Origin of the sequence: Dactylosporangium sp. NPDC005555, assembly GCF_040605635.1 — a bacterium.
In the GTDB taxonomy this organism is placed as follows: Bacteria; Actinomycetota; Actinomycetes; order Mycobacteriales; family Micromonosporaceae; genus Dactylosporangium.
On record NZ_JBEXDG010000064.1, the window covers coordinates 1 to 15,672 of the forward strand.

The window sequence follows — 15,672 nt, forward strand, 5'->3', positions numbered from 1 at the left end:
CGGTCCCATTCCGAACCCGGAAGCTAAGCCCTCCAGCGCCGATGGTACTGCACCCGAGAGAGTGTGGGAGAGTAGGACGCCGCCGGACAAATTTTCGATTAAGGGCCGCCCTTTCCTAGGGCGGCCCTTAATTCGTTTACCGGGTCGAGCGCATGCAGCGCACCCCGGTCGGGAAGGATGAAGTCGTGACTGCAGGACCCCACGACCGCGACAACCAGGGCGGCAAGGACCGGAGCGAGCGCCCCGGCTCCGGCGACCGCAAACCCCGTTGGACCGGCGCCGACCGCGACCGCGGCTCGGCTTCAGGTTCCCGAACTCCCCGCGACGGCGCCCCGCGCGCCGGCGGCGACCGCACCGGTGGGGATCGCTCCGGCGGCTTCCGGGACCGTGACGGTGCGCCGCGTGGCGATCGCCCCAGTGGCTCCGGCAGCTCCGGCGGCTACCGCTCGGGTGACCGTACCGGCGGCTACCGTTCCGGCGGCCCTGGTGGCGAGCGCTCCGGTGGCTTCCGCTCCGGTGGCGCCGGTGGTGCCGGTGGTGAGCGTTCCGGCGGCGGCTACCGCTCGGGCGGTGCGGGCGGTGAGCGCTCCGGCGGCTTCCGTGACGGTGGCCCGCGTGGCGACCGCGGTGACCGTCCGGGTGGCTTCCGCGACCGTGACGGCGCGCCGCGTGGCGACCGTCCGTCCGGCTCCGGGGGGTTCCGTGACCGTGACGGCGGCCCCCGCGGCGACCGTCCGGGTGGCTTCCGCTCCGGTGGGTCCGCTGGCTCGGGCGGCTACCGCGCCGGCGGCTCGGGCGGTGGTGGCTTCCGCGACCGCGATGGCGGCGACCGTCCGAACCTCCGTGACGGTGAGCGTTCCGGTGGGTCCCGTGACGGCGGCCCCCGCGGCGACCGTCCCCCGTTCCGGGACAGTGCCCGTGGTGACCGGCCGCCGTTCCGCGGTGGCGCGGACCGTGGCGACCGCCCAGGCTTCCGCGATGGTGCGCCGCGTGGCGACCGTCCGACCGGCTCCGGGGGGTTCCGTGACCGTGATGGTGGCCCGCGCGGCGACCGTCCGGGTGGCTTCCGCGACCGCGACGGTGCGCCGCGCGGCGATCGCCCCAGTGGCTCCGGCGGTTTCCGTGACCGCGACGGCGGCCCGCGCGGCGACCGCCCCGGTGGTTTCCGCGATGGTGCGCCTCGTGGCGACCGTCCGACCGGTTCCGGTGGGTTCCGTGACCGTGATGGTGGCCCGCGCGGCGACCGTCCCGGTGGTTTCCGCGATGGTGCGCCTCGTGGCGACCGTCCGACCGGCTCCGGTGGGTTCCGCGACCGTGACAGCGGCCCGCGCGGCGGTGGCTTCCGGGACCGTGATGGCGGCGACCGTCCCGGGTTCCGTGACCGTGGCGACCGCCCCGCCGGCTCCGGTGGCTTCCGGGACCGCGACGGCGGGTCCCGTGACGGCGGCCCCCGCGGCGACCGTCCCCCGTTCCGGGACAGTGCCCGTGGTGACCGGCCGCCGTTCCGTGGTGGGACCGACCGGGGAGACCGTCCCGGGTTCCGTGACGGTGCGCCGCGTGGCGACCGGCCGACCGGTTCCGGTGGGTTCCGTGACCGTGATGGTGGCCCGCGTGGCGACCGTCCTGGTGGTTTCCGTGACGGTGCGCCGCGTGGCGACCGTCCGACCGGCTCCGGCGGCTTCCGTGACCGTGACAGCGGCCCGCGCGGCGGTGGCTTCCGCGACCGTGATGGCGGCGACCGTCCCGGGTTCCGCGACCGTGATGGCGGCGACCGTCCCGGGTTCCGTGACCGTGGCGACCGCCCCGCCGGCTCCGGCGGCTTCCGGGACCGCGACGGTGCGCCGCGTGGCGACCGCCCGACCGGTTCCGGTGGGTTCCGTGACCGTGATGGTGGCCCGCGCGGCGACCGTCCTGGTGGTTTCCGTGACGGCGCGCCGCGCGGCGACCGCCCGACCGGCTCCGGCGGGTTCCGGGACCGTGACGGCGGCCCCCGTGGCGACCGCCCGGGTGGCTTCCGTGACCGCGACCGGCCGGGCTCCCGTGACGGCGCCCGGGGTGACCGGCCGGGTGGTTTCCGCGACCGCGACGACCGTGGCGACCGGCCCGGTGGTTTCCGCGACCGTGACGGTGGCCCCCGCGGCGACCGTCCGGGCGGCAACCGCGAGGGCGGGCCGCGTGGCGGTGGGTTCCGCGACGGTGACCGGCCCGGCGGCTTCCGGGACGACCGGGGTGGACCGCGCCGCGACCGGGGCGACCGTCCCGGGCAGCGTGACGGTGGGTTCCGGGACCACGGTGGTCGGGGCGCCGGCGCCCAGCGGCCCGACGGGCTGCGACGCGACGACGCCGGCGGATACCGGCCGCGGCAGAGCGACCCAGGCTTCGTCGCCGAGGAGGTCGAGGGCGAGGAGACCGTCAGCCGCGTCGCGGACCCGGTGCTCGCCGACGACATCGACCCGTCGGACCTGGACCGTGAGGTGCGCAGCGAGCTGAGCTCACTCGCGCGGCCGGTCGCCGAGGAGGTCGCCCGGCGGCTCATCGCCACGGGACAGCTCATCGACGACGACCCTGAGCTGGCGCTCGCCCACGCGCTCGTCGCGCGGCGGAAGGCGTCGCGGATCGCTGTGGTACGAGAGGCCGCAGGGCTCGCCGCGTACCACGCGGGCGAGTGGCAGACGGCGCTCGGGGAACTGCGGACGTATCACCGGATGACGGGGCGGCAGACGCACATCGCGGTCATCGCCGACTGTGAGCGGGCCCTGGAGCGGCCGGAGAAGGCGATCGACCTCTTCCGGACCGCGGACCGGGAGAAGCTGACCGCCGAGGAGATCGTGGAGCTGCTCATCGTCGCCGCCGGTGCGCGCGGGGACATGGGACAGCACGACGCCGCCGTGGCGATGCTGCAGGTGCGCGAGCTGACGTCGGCACCTGAGGCGGTCTGGGCCGCTCGGCTGCGGTACGCCTACGCCGACGCCCTCCTGCGCGCGGGCCGCCGGGAAGAGGCACGCGAGTGGTTCGCGCGCGCCGCCGACCTGGACGAGGACCTCGCCACCGACGCCGCCGAGCGGCTCCTGGAGCTCGACGGCATCACCCTGGACGGCGACGAGGACGACGACGACGACGAGGACCTCGCTGACGCCCGCACCCCCGCCGACGAGGACGACGACCGCGACGAGGACGACGACCGCGACGAGGACGACGAGGACGCGGACGACTACGACGACGAAGACGCGGACGACGAGGACGACGAGGACGACGACCGCGACGACGACGAAGAAGACGACTACGAAGATGACGAAGACGAAGACGAAGACGACGAAGACGAAGACGACGTAGAAGACGACGACCGCGACGACGAGGACGCGGACGACGACGATGACTACGACGACGAGGAAGACGACGCGGACGATGACGACGACCGCGACGATGACGACGACTACGACGACGAAGACGACGCGGACGACGACATCGACGACGAGGACGAGGACGGCGCGGACGACGACCGCGACACCGACGCACCCGTCGAGGACGACGATCGGGTGACGGGCGCCGGCCGTACACGCAGCGCAGATGCGGCAACGAGCGGCGACGCGGACGACGACGACCGCGACGGTGACGCCACCCCCGAGGACGGCACCGGAACCGACGGTGATGGCAGCGGGACGAAGCGTGCCTGACGGGCAGACGACCGAGGCTCCCGCCGGCGACACCGCCGGCGGGGACCTCGTCAGCCACTACGACCTGGTCATCTTCGACCTCGACGGGGTGCTGTACCTCGTCGACCAGGTGATTCCCGGCGCCGCCGAGGCGTGTGCGCGGCTGCGTGAGCGGGGGATTCCCAGCGCGTACGCCACCAACAACGCCTCACGGCTGCCCGGTGACGTCGCGGCGTTGCTGACCCGGATCGGCATCCCCGCCGAGGTGCGGGAGGTCGTGACGTCCGCGCACGCGACGGCGCTGCTGCTCGCGGAGCGGTTCGCGGCCGGGACGCCGGTGCTGATCCTGGGCGCGCCGGCGCTGCGCGAGGAGGTCGAGGCCGTCGGGCTCCGGCCGGTCACCGCGGCGGAGGAGGCCGAGGTGGTCGTGCAGGGCTACGGGCCCGACGTCGCCATGCGGGACCTCGCCGACGCGTCGGTCGCGATCCGGGGCGGTGCGAAGTGGATCGCCACGAACGCCGACAAGACATTGCCGTCGCCGCGCGGGCCGCTGCCGGGCAACGGGTCGCTGGTCGTGGCCCTGGCCACGGCCCTCGGGCGGCAGCCGGACACGATCGTCGGCAAGCCCGACCCGACGCTGTTCCTGGAGGCGGCGCGGGAGCGGTCGGCGACGCACCCGATCGTCGTCGGCGACCGGCTCGACACGGACATCGAGGGCGCGTACCGGGCGGGCATGGACAGCCTGCTCGTGCTCACCGGGGTGAGCGACGCGGCAGAGCTCCTCGCCGCGCCGGTCGAGCGGCGGCCCACGTTCGTCGCCGAGGACCTGGCGGGGCTGTTCGAGACGGCACCGGAGGCGGGGACGAACCAGTGGCGGGTCGACGACCACGGCGACCGGTGGGTGCTGTCCGGCGACGGGCGGCGCGTCGACGCGTTGAAGGCGCTGTGCGCGGTGGCGTGGGCGGCCGGCGAGGTCCGGCCGGTCACCGCGAAGGGTGAGGCCGCCGAGGCCGCCCTGTCGTGGATGAGGATCTAGAGCAGTTTCCGCAGCTTCAACAGGTCGAACACGCCGGCGTCGATCTTGATCCGGCCGCTGGTCCAGGCCTGCATGACGTTGAGCTCACCGTTGACGAGGGCGACGAGGTCGTCACTGGAGGCGGTGAGCTTGATCTTCGCGCGGGGGTCGTCGCCGTCGGTCAGGTTGGCGATCTGCCCGCCCTGCAGCTGACCGTGGAACGCCACGTCGAGGTCCGTGACCCGGCAGGCGAGGGACCGGTCGAAGTCGAGCTTCTCCCTGGCCGCGGCCGCGTTCGCGGCGAGCTTCGCCGCGAGTTTCTGCAGCGCGGCGCGGCATTCCTCGACCGTGGCCATGTTTTCCCCGTTTCCGTGCATTCAAATGTCCAATGCGGACACTTGGATTGTGACCGTACCGTACGGCGTCACGGACCGCCCGGTAGCGTGAGCAGGGGTACACCACTTGGAGGAGAGGCGCAAGCATGGCTCAGGAAGCCTGGCGGGCATACCTGGAACTGGCCTACGGCATGACCGAGTCGACAACGAAGAAGGCGACCAAGACGGTCCGCCGGCTCGTCGGCAGGAGCGGCGCGACGGCGGAGCAGCTGCAGGTGATGGCCGAGGACCTCGTGAAGGCCGGCACGGCCAACCGTGAGGCGATGACCAAGCTCGTCCGGTACGAGCTGGACCGCGCCCTCGGCGCCGTCGGCCTCGCCACCGCCGAGGAGGTCGCGGCGCTGACCAGCCGCGTGCACGAGCTCGAGGCGCAGCTGAAGGCGGCGGCGAAGTCCGCGACGCCGGCGGTGGAGCCGGAGCCGGCGCTGCCGGTCGGTGCCGAGGTCGTCGAGCCGGAGCCGGTCGCGGCGCCGGCGGTGACGGCCGCGAAGAAGACGGTGGCGAAGCGGACGGTCGCCAAGAAGGCCGGCCCGGCGTCCGACGTGCTGCCCGCGAAGAAGGCCGCGCCGGCCGCTTCCAAGGCCGCTTCCAAGGCCGCGCCGGCCGCTTCCAAGGCCGCTCCGGTCAAGGCGCCGCCGGTCAAGCGGAGCGCTCCGGCGAAGAAGGCGGCGGCGAAGGCCGCGGTCGAGCAGATCGCCGCGGCGTCCGACGTGCCGCCGGTGAAGAAGGCCGCGCCGCGCAAGCGGGCGTCGTCCTCGTGAGCATCGCCCCCCAGTCCGTTCCGCGACCGGGCCCTGGCTTTTCCGGCGGGCCGACGCCCGGTCCGCCGGGTGCCACGACGCTCGGGCGGGTCGAGGCAGCGGTCGAGGCCCTCAACGGGGTAGCGTCGCTGCCGTTGCAGCGGCAGGTTTCGGTGTACGCCGAAGCCCACCGCGCGCTGCAGGAGACATTGGGCACGATCGAGGAACGGTGATGGCGCGGCGGACACGACTCGATGCCGAGCTGGTGCGCCGCGGCCTGGCCCGCTCACGGGAGCAGGCGGCCGCGTTGATCGCCGAGGGACGCGTCGAGGTGCGGGGCGTCCTGGCCGGGAAGGCCGCCGCCCAGGTCGACCCGGCCGATCCGGTCAACGTCCTGCCCGCGGCCACGGGCGACGACTACGTCTCCCGCGGCGGTCACAAGCTCGTCGGGGCGCTCACGGCGTTCGAGGCGCTGCCGGTGCTCGGGCGGCGATGCCTTGACGCCGGAGCTTCCACCGGCGGGTTCACCGACGTGCTGCTGCGCCGCGGGGCGGCCTCCGTCGCGGCCGTCGACGTCGGCTACGGCCAGATCGCGTGGTCGCTGCGCACCGACGAGCGGGTCACTGTGATCGAACGCACGAATGTGCGCACCCTCACCCCGGACATGATCGGCGGTCCGGCCGACCTGACCGTCGCCGACCTGTCGTTCATCTCCCTGCGGCTCGTTCTGGAGGCCCTGGCGGCCTGCACGTCAGCCGACGGTGATCTGGTACCGATGGTGAAACCGCAGTTCGAGGTCGGCCGGGAGCGCGTCGGCGAGGGCGGCGTCGTGCGGGACCCGGCGCTGCGGGCGGAGGCGGTGCTGGACGTGGCCGCCGCCGCCGCGGGGCTCGGCCTCGGCGTCGCGGGGGTGACGGTCAGCCCGCTGCCGGGACCGTCCGGCAACGTCGAGTTCTTCCTCTGGCTGCGCCGCGACGCGCCGCCCGTGTCACCCGACGCGGTGTACGCCGCGGCTTCCGTGCCAGAAGGGCGGCTTTCGTGAGTGGTCCGGAGCGTAGCGGAGTGACCGCTCACCATGGGCGCAGTGTTTGCTCGCGGCGGCGCTGGAGCGCAGCGGAGGTGACGGCGTGAGTGGTCCGGAGCGCAGCGGAGTGACCGCTCACCATGGGCGCAGTGTGGGCTCGCGGCGGCGCCGGAGCGCAGCGGAGGTGACGGCGTGAGTGGTCCGGAGCGTAGCGGAGTGACCGCTCACCATGGGCGCAGTGTGGGCTCGCGGCGGCGCCGGAGCGCAGCGGAGGTGGCGGCGTGAGAGAGGCCCTGCTCGTCACCCATACGGGGAAGCGGAGCAACAACGAGCACGCCCGAACCGTGGCCGCGGACCTGCTCGACAACGGGTTCACGGTCCGTGTCCTGGCCGAGGAGGCCGGCGAGCTCGACATCCCCCGCGCCGTCCCCGTCAGCGGGGAGACCGCCGCGCTGGGCGTGGAGATCGTGTTCGCGCTCGGCGGCGACGGCACCCTGCTGCGGGCGGCGGAGCTCGCCCGGCCCGCGAAGGCGCCGCTGCTCGGCATCAACCTCGGCAAGGTCGGGTTCCTCGCCGAGGCCGAGATCGGCGACGTCGACAAGGCCGTCCGTGAGGTCGTCGAGCGCACGTACACCGTGGATGAACGCCTCACGATCGACGTCTTCGCCGAGCACGACGGTCACCCGGTCGGGTCCTCGTGGGCGCTCAACGAGGTGACGGTCGAGAAGGGCGCCCGGGAGAAGATGCTGGAGCTGCTCGTCGAGGTCGACGGCCGCCCCCTGTCCCGCTACGGCTGCGACGGTGTCGTGTGCGCCACGCCGACGGGTTCCACGGCGTACGCGTTCTCCGCCGGCGGTCCGGTCGTGTGGCCGGAGCTGGAGGCGCTGCTGCTGGTGCCGATCAGCGCGCACGCCCTCTTCAGCAGGCCCCTCGTCATCGCGCCGACGTCGACGATCACCGTCAACGTCGAGCCGTTCACCAGCTTCGCGCTGCTGTCCTGCGACGGCCGGCGGGTCATGGACCTGGCCCCCGGATCGACGGTCACCGTCCGGCGCGGCGCCCTCCCCGTCCGGGTGGTCCGGCTGCGTGAGCGACCGTTCACGGACCGCCTCGTCGCGAAGTTCGGCCTGCCGGTCGACGGTTGGAGACACAACAAACGGCACGGCTGAGTGGAGAAGTGTCGTACTCCGCAGCTAGTGTCTGTCACTGTGCTGGAGGAACTCCGCATTACCGGACTCGGCGTGATCGAAGACGCCACACTGCCCCTTGGCCCGGGCCTGACCGTCATCACCGGCGAGACAGGCGCGGGGAAGACCATGGTCGTGACGAGCCTGGGTCTGCTGTTCGGCGGTCGCGCCGACGCGGGCCGGGTCCGTGCCGACCCTGGTCGCGCCACCGTCGACGGCCGCGTCAAGCTGCCCGCGCATCTGCGCGCGGCGGTCGAGAGCCGCATCGTCGACGCCGGCGCCGAGGTCGACGACGACGGCACCCTGCTGATGAGCCGCACCCTGACGGCCGAGGGCCGATCCCGTGCGCACGTCGGCGGCCGCACCGTGCCCGTCGCGGTCCTCGGCGAGGTCGGTGAGCGGGTGTTCGCCCTGCACGGCCAGTCCGACCAGCTGCGGCTGCTGCGCCCGTCGGAGCAGCGCGCCGCCCTGGACCGTTATGCGGGACCCGAGCACGAGAAGCTGCTGGGGCGCTTCGCCGAGCTGTACACGCGCTGGCGCGCGGTCGAGGACGACCTCGCCGACCGCCGGGCCAACGCCAGGCAGCGCAGCCAGGAGGCCGACCTGCTCCGGCTCGGCCTCGACGAGATCAGCCGCGTCGACCCGCAGCCCGGCGAGGACGAGCTGCTGCGCGAGGAGGCCCAGCGGCTCGAGCACGTCGAGGGCCTGCGCAGCGCCGCCCAGCTCGCCCACGTGGCCCTCACCGCCAACGGCGACGGCGGCGACGACGTCGCCGACGTGCTGAGCCTGCTGTCCACGGCCCGGCGCACCCTCGAGGCGCAGACGAGCGTCGACCGGGTCCTCGGCGAGCTCGCCGCCCGCCTCGACGAGGTCGCCACCCTCGCCGGTGACGTCTCCACCGAGCTCGGCAGCTATCTCGCGTCCCTGGACGCCGACCCCGGCCGCCTCCAGGAGGTCTATGAGCGCCGCGCCGCGCTGCGCGCCCTCACCCGCAAATACGCCGAGGACGTCGACGGCGTCGTCGCCTGGGCCGACCGCGCCCGCACGAAGCTCGGCGAGCTCGACACGTCCGACGAGCTGCTCGAGGAGCTCGACAAGGAGCGTCGCCGCCTGCACGGCGAGGTCGCCGAGGTCGCCGCGACCCTCTCCGCGGCCCGTCAGGAGGCGGCCGGCAGGTTCGCCGCCGACGTGACCGTCGAGCTGGCCGGCCTCGCCATGCCGCACGCCCGCATCCATGTCGTCGTCGCCTCCAAGCCCGCCGGCGCCGGCCCCACCGTCCCCACCGCCGGCGGCACCGACGCCGGCGTGGGCCCCGACGGCGCCGACGACATCGAGCTGCGCCTCCTGCCGCACCCCGGCGCCCCCGCCCAGCCCCTGCAGAAGGGCGCCTCCGGCGGCGAGCTGTCCCGCGTCATGCTGGCCATCGAGGTCGTCTTCGCGGGCGTCGGCGGCCCGCCCACCCTGGTCTTCGACGAGGTCGACGCGGGCGTCGGCGGCACCGCGGCGGTCGAGATCGGCAAGCGCCTGGCCCGCCTCGCCCGCGACCACCAGGTCCTCGTCGTGACGCACCTGCCGCAGGTGGCCGCGTTCGCGGACCGTCACCTGGTCGTCGCCAAGGACACCGGCGGCGCCGTCACCACCAGCGGCGTCCGGGTCGTCGAGCACACCGACAGGGCGCGTGAGCTGGCCCGGATGCTGGCCGGCCTGCCCGACTCGGACCTCGGCATCGCGCACGCGGAGGAGCTGCTGTCGGTCGCCGACCGCGAGAAGTCCCACCACTGACGCTGCCGGCCCGCCCGCTCGCCGGGTCCGGTGATGGCGGGGGCTGCTCGGCGGTGTCCTGACGCTCCGGCTCGATCTCGGCGACTTCGCGCACGACCCCATGTGGCGAAGTCTCCGAGGTCGAGCCGTTCCCGGTCCACGCGCGGGCATCCGGGCATGCGCGGGCGGGGCGCGGTCCCTACTGTCGGACGCGTGGCTGTGGTGGTGGAGGTGTGGCGGTATCCGATGAAGTCCGCCGGTGGGGAGCGGCTCGGCGCGGCCGAGGTCACCGCCGACGGCCTGGCGGGTGATCGGCGGTGGGCGTGCGTCGACGGTGACGGGGTCGTGGTCAGCGCGAAGCAGCCCAGGCTCTGGGGCCGGCTTCTGCGGGTCCGCGCGAGCGGCGACCACGTACACCTGCCGGACGGGAGAACCGCGGCCCTCGACGGCGACGGGGAGGCCGCCGAGGTGCTGTCGTCGTGGCTGGGGCGGGCGGTGACCGTGACCGACGTGGTGCCGGAAGGGGCGGTGCTGCACCGGTTCTGGCCCCGGGAGGCCGGCATGATCCCCTCGTGGGCGGGCGCCGAGGCCGGCAGTGACGTGCTCAGCGTGATCGGCAGCGGCAGGTTCCACGACTTCGGGGCGGTGCACGTCGTCACCACCGGCGCGCTGCGGCGGCTCGCCGCGGTGCACGGGACCGCGGTCGACCACCGGCGGTTCCGGCCGAACCTCCTGCTCGACCTGCCGGAGGACCCCGCACCCGGGGAGGAGGTCGCGGCCGGGGGTGTGCGGCTGCGGGTACAGGTGCCGACGCCGCGATGTGTGGTGCCGTCGCTGGAGACCGGCAACGGCGAGGTGATGGACGGCGGGCTGCTGCGGACCCTCGCCGGGCACTACCGGATGCCGGTGGGGCAGTTCGGGACGGCGGCGTGCTTCGGCTGGTACGCCACGGTGACGCAGACGGGACGTATCGAAACCGACGGGTGATGGTCGTTCCCGCGACGGTCGGAGTTCGGCGCGTCGCGGGACAGTCGGTCGATGCGGGATCTCGTTGCGTCGTTCGCGGCGACGCCGTGGGTGGTGCTGGTCGTGTTCGTCGTGGCGGCCCTGGACGCGGTGGTGCCGTTGTCGCCGAGCGAATCGACGCTGATCGCGGTCTCGGTGGTGTCGGCGCAGACGGGACGGCCCGCGATCTGGCTGGTCGTCGTCGCCGCGGCGGCTGGGGCGTTCGCGGGTGACGTGGTGTCGTTCCGGATCGGGGTCAGGGCCGGGGCGGGCGTGCTGCGGCGGCTGCGGACGCGGCGGCGTGGGCTGCAGGTGTACGGCTGGGCGCACCGCACCCTGAACGGCCGCGGCGGTCAGGTGCTCGTGTTCGCCCGGTACCTCCCGGGCGGCCGGTCGGCGTCGGCGCTGGCCGCCGGGGTGGTCGGCTACCCGGCGGCGCGCTTCCAGGCGTGGACCGCGCTCGGCGTGAGCGTCTGGGCGGCCATGGCCGGTGGCATCGGCTACGCGTGCGGGCGGTTCCTGGACGGGCGGCCCTGGCATGCGCTGCTGCTCGCCTACGCGGGTGCGGCCGTCCTCCTCGTGGTCGCCGAGGTCCTGCGGCGGATCACCTCGCCGGAGGCCGGCGGGCCGGTCTCGTCACGGGACGCCGACCAGCAGGTTGACCCTGGTGCCGCGCGGGGCGACGGTGAGGGGGAGGGTCGACTGCTCCAGCACGATCATGGTGCCGCCGGGGCCGACCTCGCGGATCACCCCGAGCTCGAGCCCGGCGGCCCGCAGCTCGGTGGCGGCCTCGGTGGGTGACTTCCCGGTGAGATTCGGCACCAGGGTCAGGCTGATCGACGAGAGGGTCACGGCGGCTCCTTTCCGATGCTTCCAGGGACTAGAGAAGCGCGGTGCCGTCGTGAATACGCTGAAAATGTGTCGCCTGGCTGACAGTCGGGAAGGGTGACGGGCGTCACCCGATGCACGAAAAGCCCCCTTCCACCTGGTAGTGGACATGTCGCGCGCGGCTTTTGTCAGAGGTCCATGCCAGGATGGTTGAGATGCGACTTCCAACCTTGCGCCGCACCCGGCCCGCCGAGCCGGGTGTCATCGGTGGCGTCGTGCGGCTGGATCGGCGGACCAAACGTCTGGTGGGACGGCTGCGCCCCGGTGAGATCGCGGTCATCGACCACGTCGACCTCGACCGCGTCGCCGCCGACTCGCTCGTCGCGGCCGGGGTCGCCGCGGTGCTCAACGCGAAGCCGTCCGTGTCGGGCCGCTATCCCAACCTGGGGCCCGAGGGCCTGATCAAGGCCGGGATCCCCCTCGTCGACGACCTCGGCGAGGAGCTGTTCGAGCGGCTCCGCGAGGGTGGGGCCGTGCGCATCGACGGCGACACCGTCTATGTCGGCGACGACGCGGTCGCCAAGGGGCAGCGGCAGGACGCCGAGACGGTCGCGCTGTCGATGGCCGACGCGCGCGAGGGCCTGTCGGTGCAGCTGGAGGCGTTCGCCGCCAACACGATGGAGTATCTGAAGCAGGAGCGCGCGCTGCTGCTCGACGGCGTCGGCGTGCCCGAGATCCAGACCGAGATCGCCGGGCGGCACTGCCTGATCGTGGTCCGCGGGTATGACTACAAGGCCGACATCGACGTCCTGCGGCCGTACATCCGGGAATACAAGCCGGTGCTCATCGGCGTCGACGGTGGCGCCGACGCGCTCGTCGAGGCCGGCTACACGCCCGACATGATCATCGGTGACATGGACTCGGTCTCCGACGACGTGCTGCGCTGCGGCGCCGAGGTCGTCGTGCACGCCTATCCCGACGGGCGGGCGCCCGGGCTGGCCCGCGTGCAGCGGCTCGGCGTCGAGGCGATCACGTTCCCGGCAGCGGCGACGAGCGAGGACATCGCGATGCTGCTCGCCGACGAGAAGGGCGCGTCGCTGCTCGTGGCGGTCGGCACCCACAACACCCTCATCGAGTTCCTCGACAAGGGTCGCGGCGGCATGGCCTCCACCTTCCTCACCCGGCTCAAGCTCGGTGGCAAGCTGGTCGACGCCAAGGGCGTCAGCCGGCTCTACCGGCAGAGCCTGTCGGGCTCGTCGCTGGTCCTGCTGCTCGCCTCGGCGATCGCCGCGATGGCGGCGGCCCTGGCGGTGACCACGATCGGCCGGGCCTATCTGAGCGTCATCGCCGAGTGGTGGGACAACCTGATCTTCACGCTGTTCTCCTAGCGCCTTCTGGACGGGACCGACCTTGATCAACTTCCGGTACCACGTGGTGTCGCTGGCCGCCGTCTTCCTGGCGCTCGCCATCGGCCTCGTCGTCGGGACCGCAGCGGCGAACGGGCCGCTCGCCGATACCCTCAACGACCAGGTCAACAAGATCACCGACGAGAAGGAACAGTTGCGTGACGACCTGGACCAGTCGCGGTCGGAGCTGAAGAAGAACTCGGACTTCGCGACCGAGGTCGCCCCGATGCTGCTCAACAGCAAGCTCCCCGGCCACAACGTCCTCCTCGTCAAGATCGAGGGCAGCGACAAGGACGTCGACACCGCCGCCACGGGCATCGCCACGATGCTGCAGACCGCCGGCGCCAAGGTCACCGGCACCGTCACGATCAAGGAGCGGTTCACCGCCGCGGCCAGCGAAGACACCCTGCTCGACCTCGCCGAGTCCTCCGCCCCGCCGGGGATCAGCGGCGCCCTGCCCAACAACGGCAAGGGCCAGGAGACCTCGGCGGCGCTGCTCGCCGCGGTCCTCGTGGCCGACAAGCCCGGCGCGCCGCAGGTCGACGGCACACGGGCCGTCCTGTCGGCGTACGAGTCGGGCGGCTACATCGACCTCGCCGGCGACCTGAAGACCCCCGCGGACGCGGTCATCGTCATCGCCGGCGCGCCCGCCAGCGGCAAGGACGCGAAGGAGCGCAACGCGGTCGCCCTGACCACCGTCTCCCGCTTCGCCCTCGCCCTGTCCAACGACATGGTGGTCGCCGGCCTGTCCGCCAACGGCCTGGTGTCCTCGGTCCGCGCCGACGCCTCCATCGCGAAGAGCGTCTCGACCGTCGACAACGCCGTCACCGCCAACGGCCAGGTCGCCGCCGTCCTCGCCCTCGTCGAGCGCATCGGCGGCAAGACCGGCCACTACGGCATCGGCAGCGGCGCCACCAGCCTCCTGCCCAAGTCGGCGAGCGCGGCCAGTGGTTCGTAAGCTGCTCGCGGCCGCCGCCGGCGCCGCCGCCGCCCGGGCCGCCCTGCGCGAGCTGCGCGGCCACCCGGCCCTCGACCGCACCAACTTCCGCGGCCGCACCGTCTCCCTCGCCGGCGGCCCCGCCCTCGCCATCGGCGCCGCAACCGGCGCGGTTCTCGGTGCCGCCGGCCGCTCCGGAAACCGTGACGCATCCCGCTCGGAGGCGAAAGCGGCCCGCCGCCGGTCCGACGCCGTGCGCACCGCCGGCGCGGCGGGGCATTCGCGCTCGGCTGCGGAAGCGGCCCGTCCGTCCGGCGACGCGAGGGCGGCCCGAGCGTCGTCCGACGGATTCGAGCCGCCCGCTGCCGCCGCAGACGAGCAGGACGCGCTCGGCCCGGACCGCGGGCAGCGCAAGACCGGGCGCCGCGGTCCAGCACGGCTTGGGGCGGCCCGCGCCGACGCCATGCAGGACACGTCTGAGCGCGGCGGGATTGTGTCGGGCCGGGCAGGACGAGACACGGCGGGGCAGGACACGTCTGAGCGCGGCGGGATCGGGTCGCGCCGGGCTGGGCGTGACGCGGGCGGGCGCGCCGGGTCCGTGTCGGGCCGGGCCGGGCGTGATGCGGACGGGCAGGACACGTCTGAGCGCGGCGGGACCGGGTCGGGTCGGGGCCGGCGCGGCGGGGGTGCGCGGCGGCGGGACGGGCTTCGGAGGAGCGGGTGGGATCGGAGTGGCCGCGGACCTGCCGTCATGGGCGCCGCGGCGGTTGCCGGGCTCGGGGCCGGGGCGGTCGGGTTCTACGACGATCTGGTCGGTGGGCGGCCTGAGCACTCGGCGAAAGGGTTCCGGGGGCATCTCGGGGCGCTGAAGGAAGGCCGGGTGACCAGTGGCCTCGTGAAGATCGCCGGGGTCGGGGCCGCGGCGCTCGTGGCGGCGGCGTTGCTGCCGCGGCGGCGGGCTGTCGACGTGGTGCTCGGGGCCGGGGTCATCGCGGGGACGGCGAACCTGTTCAACCTCCTCGACCTGCGTCCGGGGCGGGCGATCAAGGCGGGGATCCTGGTCGGCACGCCGCTCGCGGCGGGGAAGGGCGGCGGGGTCGCCGCGGGGGCGCTCGGGGCGGCCGGGGCGCTGCTCGCCGAGGACCTGGGCGAGGAGATCATGCTCGGCGACGCGGGGGCGAACGCGCTCGGTGCGGTGCTCGGCACGGCGTACGTGGCGCGCACCGGCACCTTCGGGCGGCTCGCCGCGCTCGCGGGGCTGGTCGCGCTGACGGCGGCGAGCGAGAAGGTCAGCTTCACGCAGGTCATCGAGAAGACGCCGGCGCTGCGGGCGATCGACCACTTCGGCCGGCTGAAGCCCACCTCACCCGCCGCGATGGCCACGCCACCCGCGGTCAGCCCCGACGACATCGCCGCGGCCTCCGGAGCCGGCGCGTCCGACACCGGCCCGACAAAAGAGGCTGGCCCGACAAAAGGGGCCGACGCGTCCGAAGGGACAGGCGCGACCGACGCGGGCTCGTCCGAAGGAGCAAAGGCGATCGAAGGGGCCGGCTCGACAGAAGGGGCCGGCGTGATCGAGGGTGCCGGAGCCGGGGACGCGCCCGGAAGCGCGGCGACGCCCGGCGGCGAAGCGGGCGAAGCTGTGGGCAAGATGGCGGTGCGGGCCGGGGCCGACGCGGACAGCGGCGGCCGGGTGAGGCCGAGGCCGTCGCCGAGACCAC

At 74.0% G+C, this 15,672-nt stretch carries 12 protein-coding genes, 1 rRNA gene and 3 pseudogenes; 13 read left to right on the plus strand and 3 right to left on the minus strand.

What is annotated here, in order from left to right:
* Positions 1-88, plus strand: a 5S ribosomal RNA gene (rrf, locus tag ABZS58_RS42385); the annotation flags it as partial.
* A gap of 214 nt (positions 89-302) precedes the next feature.
* On the opposite strand, the gene ABZS58_RS42390 is transcribed toward rrf, so the two are convergent.
* A complete protein-coding gene (locus ABZS58_RS42390) occupies positions 303-2,291 on the minus strand; it encodes a hypothetical protein (protein ID WP_354789616.1) in 1,989 nt (662 codons plus the stop codon).
* A 243-nt stretch (positions 2,292-2,534) separates the two neighbouring features.
* Between ABZS58_RS42390 and ABZS58_RS42395 the strand changes: the two are divergent.
* Positions 2,535-3,131: pseudogene (locus ABZS58_RS42395) on the plus strand (Replicase polyprotein 1ab); the annotation flags it as partial.
* A 535-nt stretch (positions 3,132-3,666) separates the two neighbouring features.
* Positions 3,667-4,689 carry an HAD-IIA family hydrolase gene (locus ABZS58_RS42400; RefSeq protein ID WP_354789618.1) on the plus strand — a complete coding sequence of 341 codons (1,023 nt, stop codon included), beginning with the start codon at positions 3,667-3,669 and terminating at the stop codon, positions 4,687-4,689.
* On the opposite strand, the gene ABZS58_RS42405 is transcribed toward ABZS58_RS42400, so the two are convergent.
* Positions 4,686-5,024 (minus strand): SCP2 sterol-binding domain-containing protein, encoded by a 339-nt coding sequence (locus ABZS58_RS42405; RefSeq protein ID WP_354789620.1) that lies wholly within the window; start codon positions 5,022-5,024, stop codon positions 4,686-4,688. The genes ABZS58_RS42400 and ABZS58_RS42405 overlap by 4 nt on opposite strands.
* A gap of 125 nt (positions 5,025-5,149) precedes the next feature.
* On the opposite strand from ABZS58_RS42405, the gene ABZS58_RS42410 reads away from it, so the two are divergent.
* The 7 genes from ABZS58_RS42410 (at position 5,150) to ABZS58_RS42440 (ending at position 11,581) form a co-directional block, all read left to right on the plus strand.
* A complete protein-coding gene (locus ABZS58_RS42410) occupies positions 5,150-5,824 on the plus strand; it encodes a hypothetical protein (RefSeq protein WP_354789622.1) in 675 nt (224 codons plus the stop codon).
* Positions 5,821-6,036, plus strand: a complete 216-nt coding sequence (locus ABZS58_RS42415; protein WP_354789624.1) for a hypothetical protein — start codon at positions 5,821-5,823, stop codon at positions 6,034-6,036. The genes ABZS58_RS42410 and ABZS58_RS42415 overlap by 4 nt, the downstream gene beginning before the upstream one ends.
* On the plus strand, positions 6,036-6,845 hold the full coding sequence (locus ABZS58_RS42420) for a TlyA family RNA methyltransferase (protein ID WP_354789626.1): 810 nt from the start codon (positions 6,036-6,038) through the stop codon (positions 6,843-6,845). Before ABZS58_RS42415 ends, ABZS58_RS42420 begins: the two co-directional genes overlap by 1 nt.
* A 263-nt stretch (positions 6,846-7,108) precedes the next feature.
* Complete coding sequence (locus ABZS58_RS42425; protein ID WP_354789628.1) at positions 7,109-7,996, plus strand: NAD kinase; 888 nt, start codon at positions 7,109-7,111, stop codon at positions 7,994-7,996.
* 39 nt (positions 7,997-8,035) lie between these two features.
* A complete protein-coding gene (gene recN, locus ABZS58_RS42430) occupies positions 8,036-9,796 on the plus strand; it encodes a DNA repair protein RecN (RefSeq protein WP_354789630.1) in 1,761 nt (586 codons plus the stop codon).
* A gap of 192 nt (positions 9,797-9,988) precedes the next feature.
* Positions 9,989-10,762, plus strand: a complete 774-nt coding sequence (locus ABZS58_RS42435) for an MOSC N-terminal beta barrel domain-containing protein (protein WP_354789632.1) — start codon at positions 9,989-9,991, stop codon at positions 10,760-10,762.
* A gap of 51 nt (positions 10,763-10,813) precedes the next feature.
* A complete protein-coding gene (locus tag ABZS58_RS42440; protein ID WP_354789633.1) occupies positions 10,814-11,581 on the plus strand; it encodes a VTT domain-containing protein in 768 nt (255 codons plus the stop codon).
* Here ABZS58_RS42440 and ABZS58_RS42445 read toward each other — a convergent pair.
* Positions 11,486-11,779: pseudogene (locus ABZS58_RS42445) on the minus strand (PASTA domain-containing protein); the annotation flags it as partial. The gene ABZS58_RS42440 and the pseudogene ABZS58_RS42445 overlap by 96 nt on opposite strands.
* Before the next feature lie 44 nt (positions 11,780-11,823).
* Here ABZS58_RS42445 and steA point away from each other — a divergent pair.
* From steA to ABZS58_RS42460, 3 genes and pseudogenes are all read left to right on the plus strand, one after another.
* Positions 11,824-12,996, plus strand: coding sequence for a putative cytokinetic ring protein SteA (gene steA / locus ABZS58_RS42450; protein ID WP_354789635.1), 1,173 nt, complete (start codon positions 11,824-11,826; stop codon positions 12,994-12,996).
* Positions 12,997-13,018: 22 nt separating this feature from the next.
* Positions 13,019-13,972, plus strand: coding sequence for a copper transporter (locus tag ABZS58_RS42455; protein ID WP_354789637.1), 954 nt, complete (start codon positions 13,019-13,021; stop codon positions 13,970-13,972).
* Between the two features lie 733 nt (positions 13,973-14,705).
* A pseudogene (locus ABZS58_RS42460) lies at positions 14,706-15,302 on the plus strand (hypothetical protein); the annotation flags it as partial.
* Positions 15,303-15,672 lie beyond the last annotated feature (370 nt).

Coding starts and splice junctions, on each gene's coding strand:
- ABZS58_RS42440 (WP_354789633.1), top strand. CDS start 10,814: ATGCGGGATCTCGTTGCGTCGTTCGCGGCGACGCCGTGGGTGGTGCTG.
- steA (WP_354789635.1), top strand. CDS start 11,824: ATGCGACTTCCAACCTTGCGCCGCACCCGGCCCGCCGAGCCGGGTGTC.
- ABZS58_RS42410 (WP_354789622.1), top strand. CDS start 5,150: ATGGCTCAGGAAGCCTGGCGGGCATACCTGGAACTGGCCTACGGCATG.
- ABZS58_RS42405 (WP_354789620.1), bottom strand. CDS start 5,024: ATGGCCACGGTCGAGGAATGCCGCGCCGCGCTGCAGAAACTCGCGGCG.
- ABZS58_RS42420 (WP_354789626.1), top strand. CDS start 6,036: ATGGCGCGGCGGACACGACTCGATGCCGAGCTGGTGCGCCGCGGCCTG.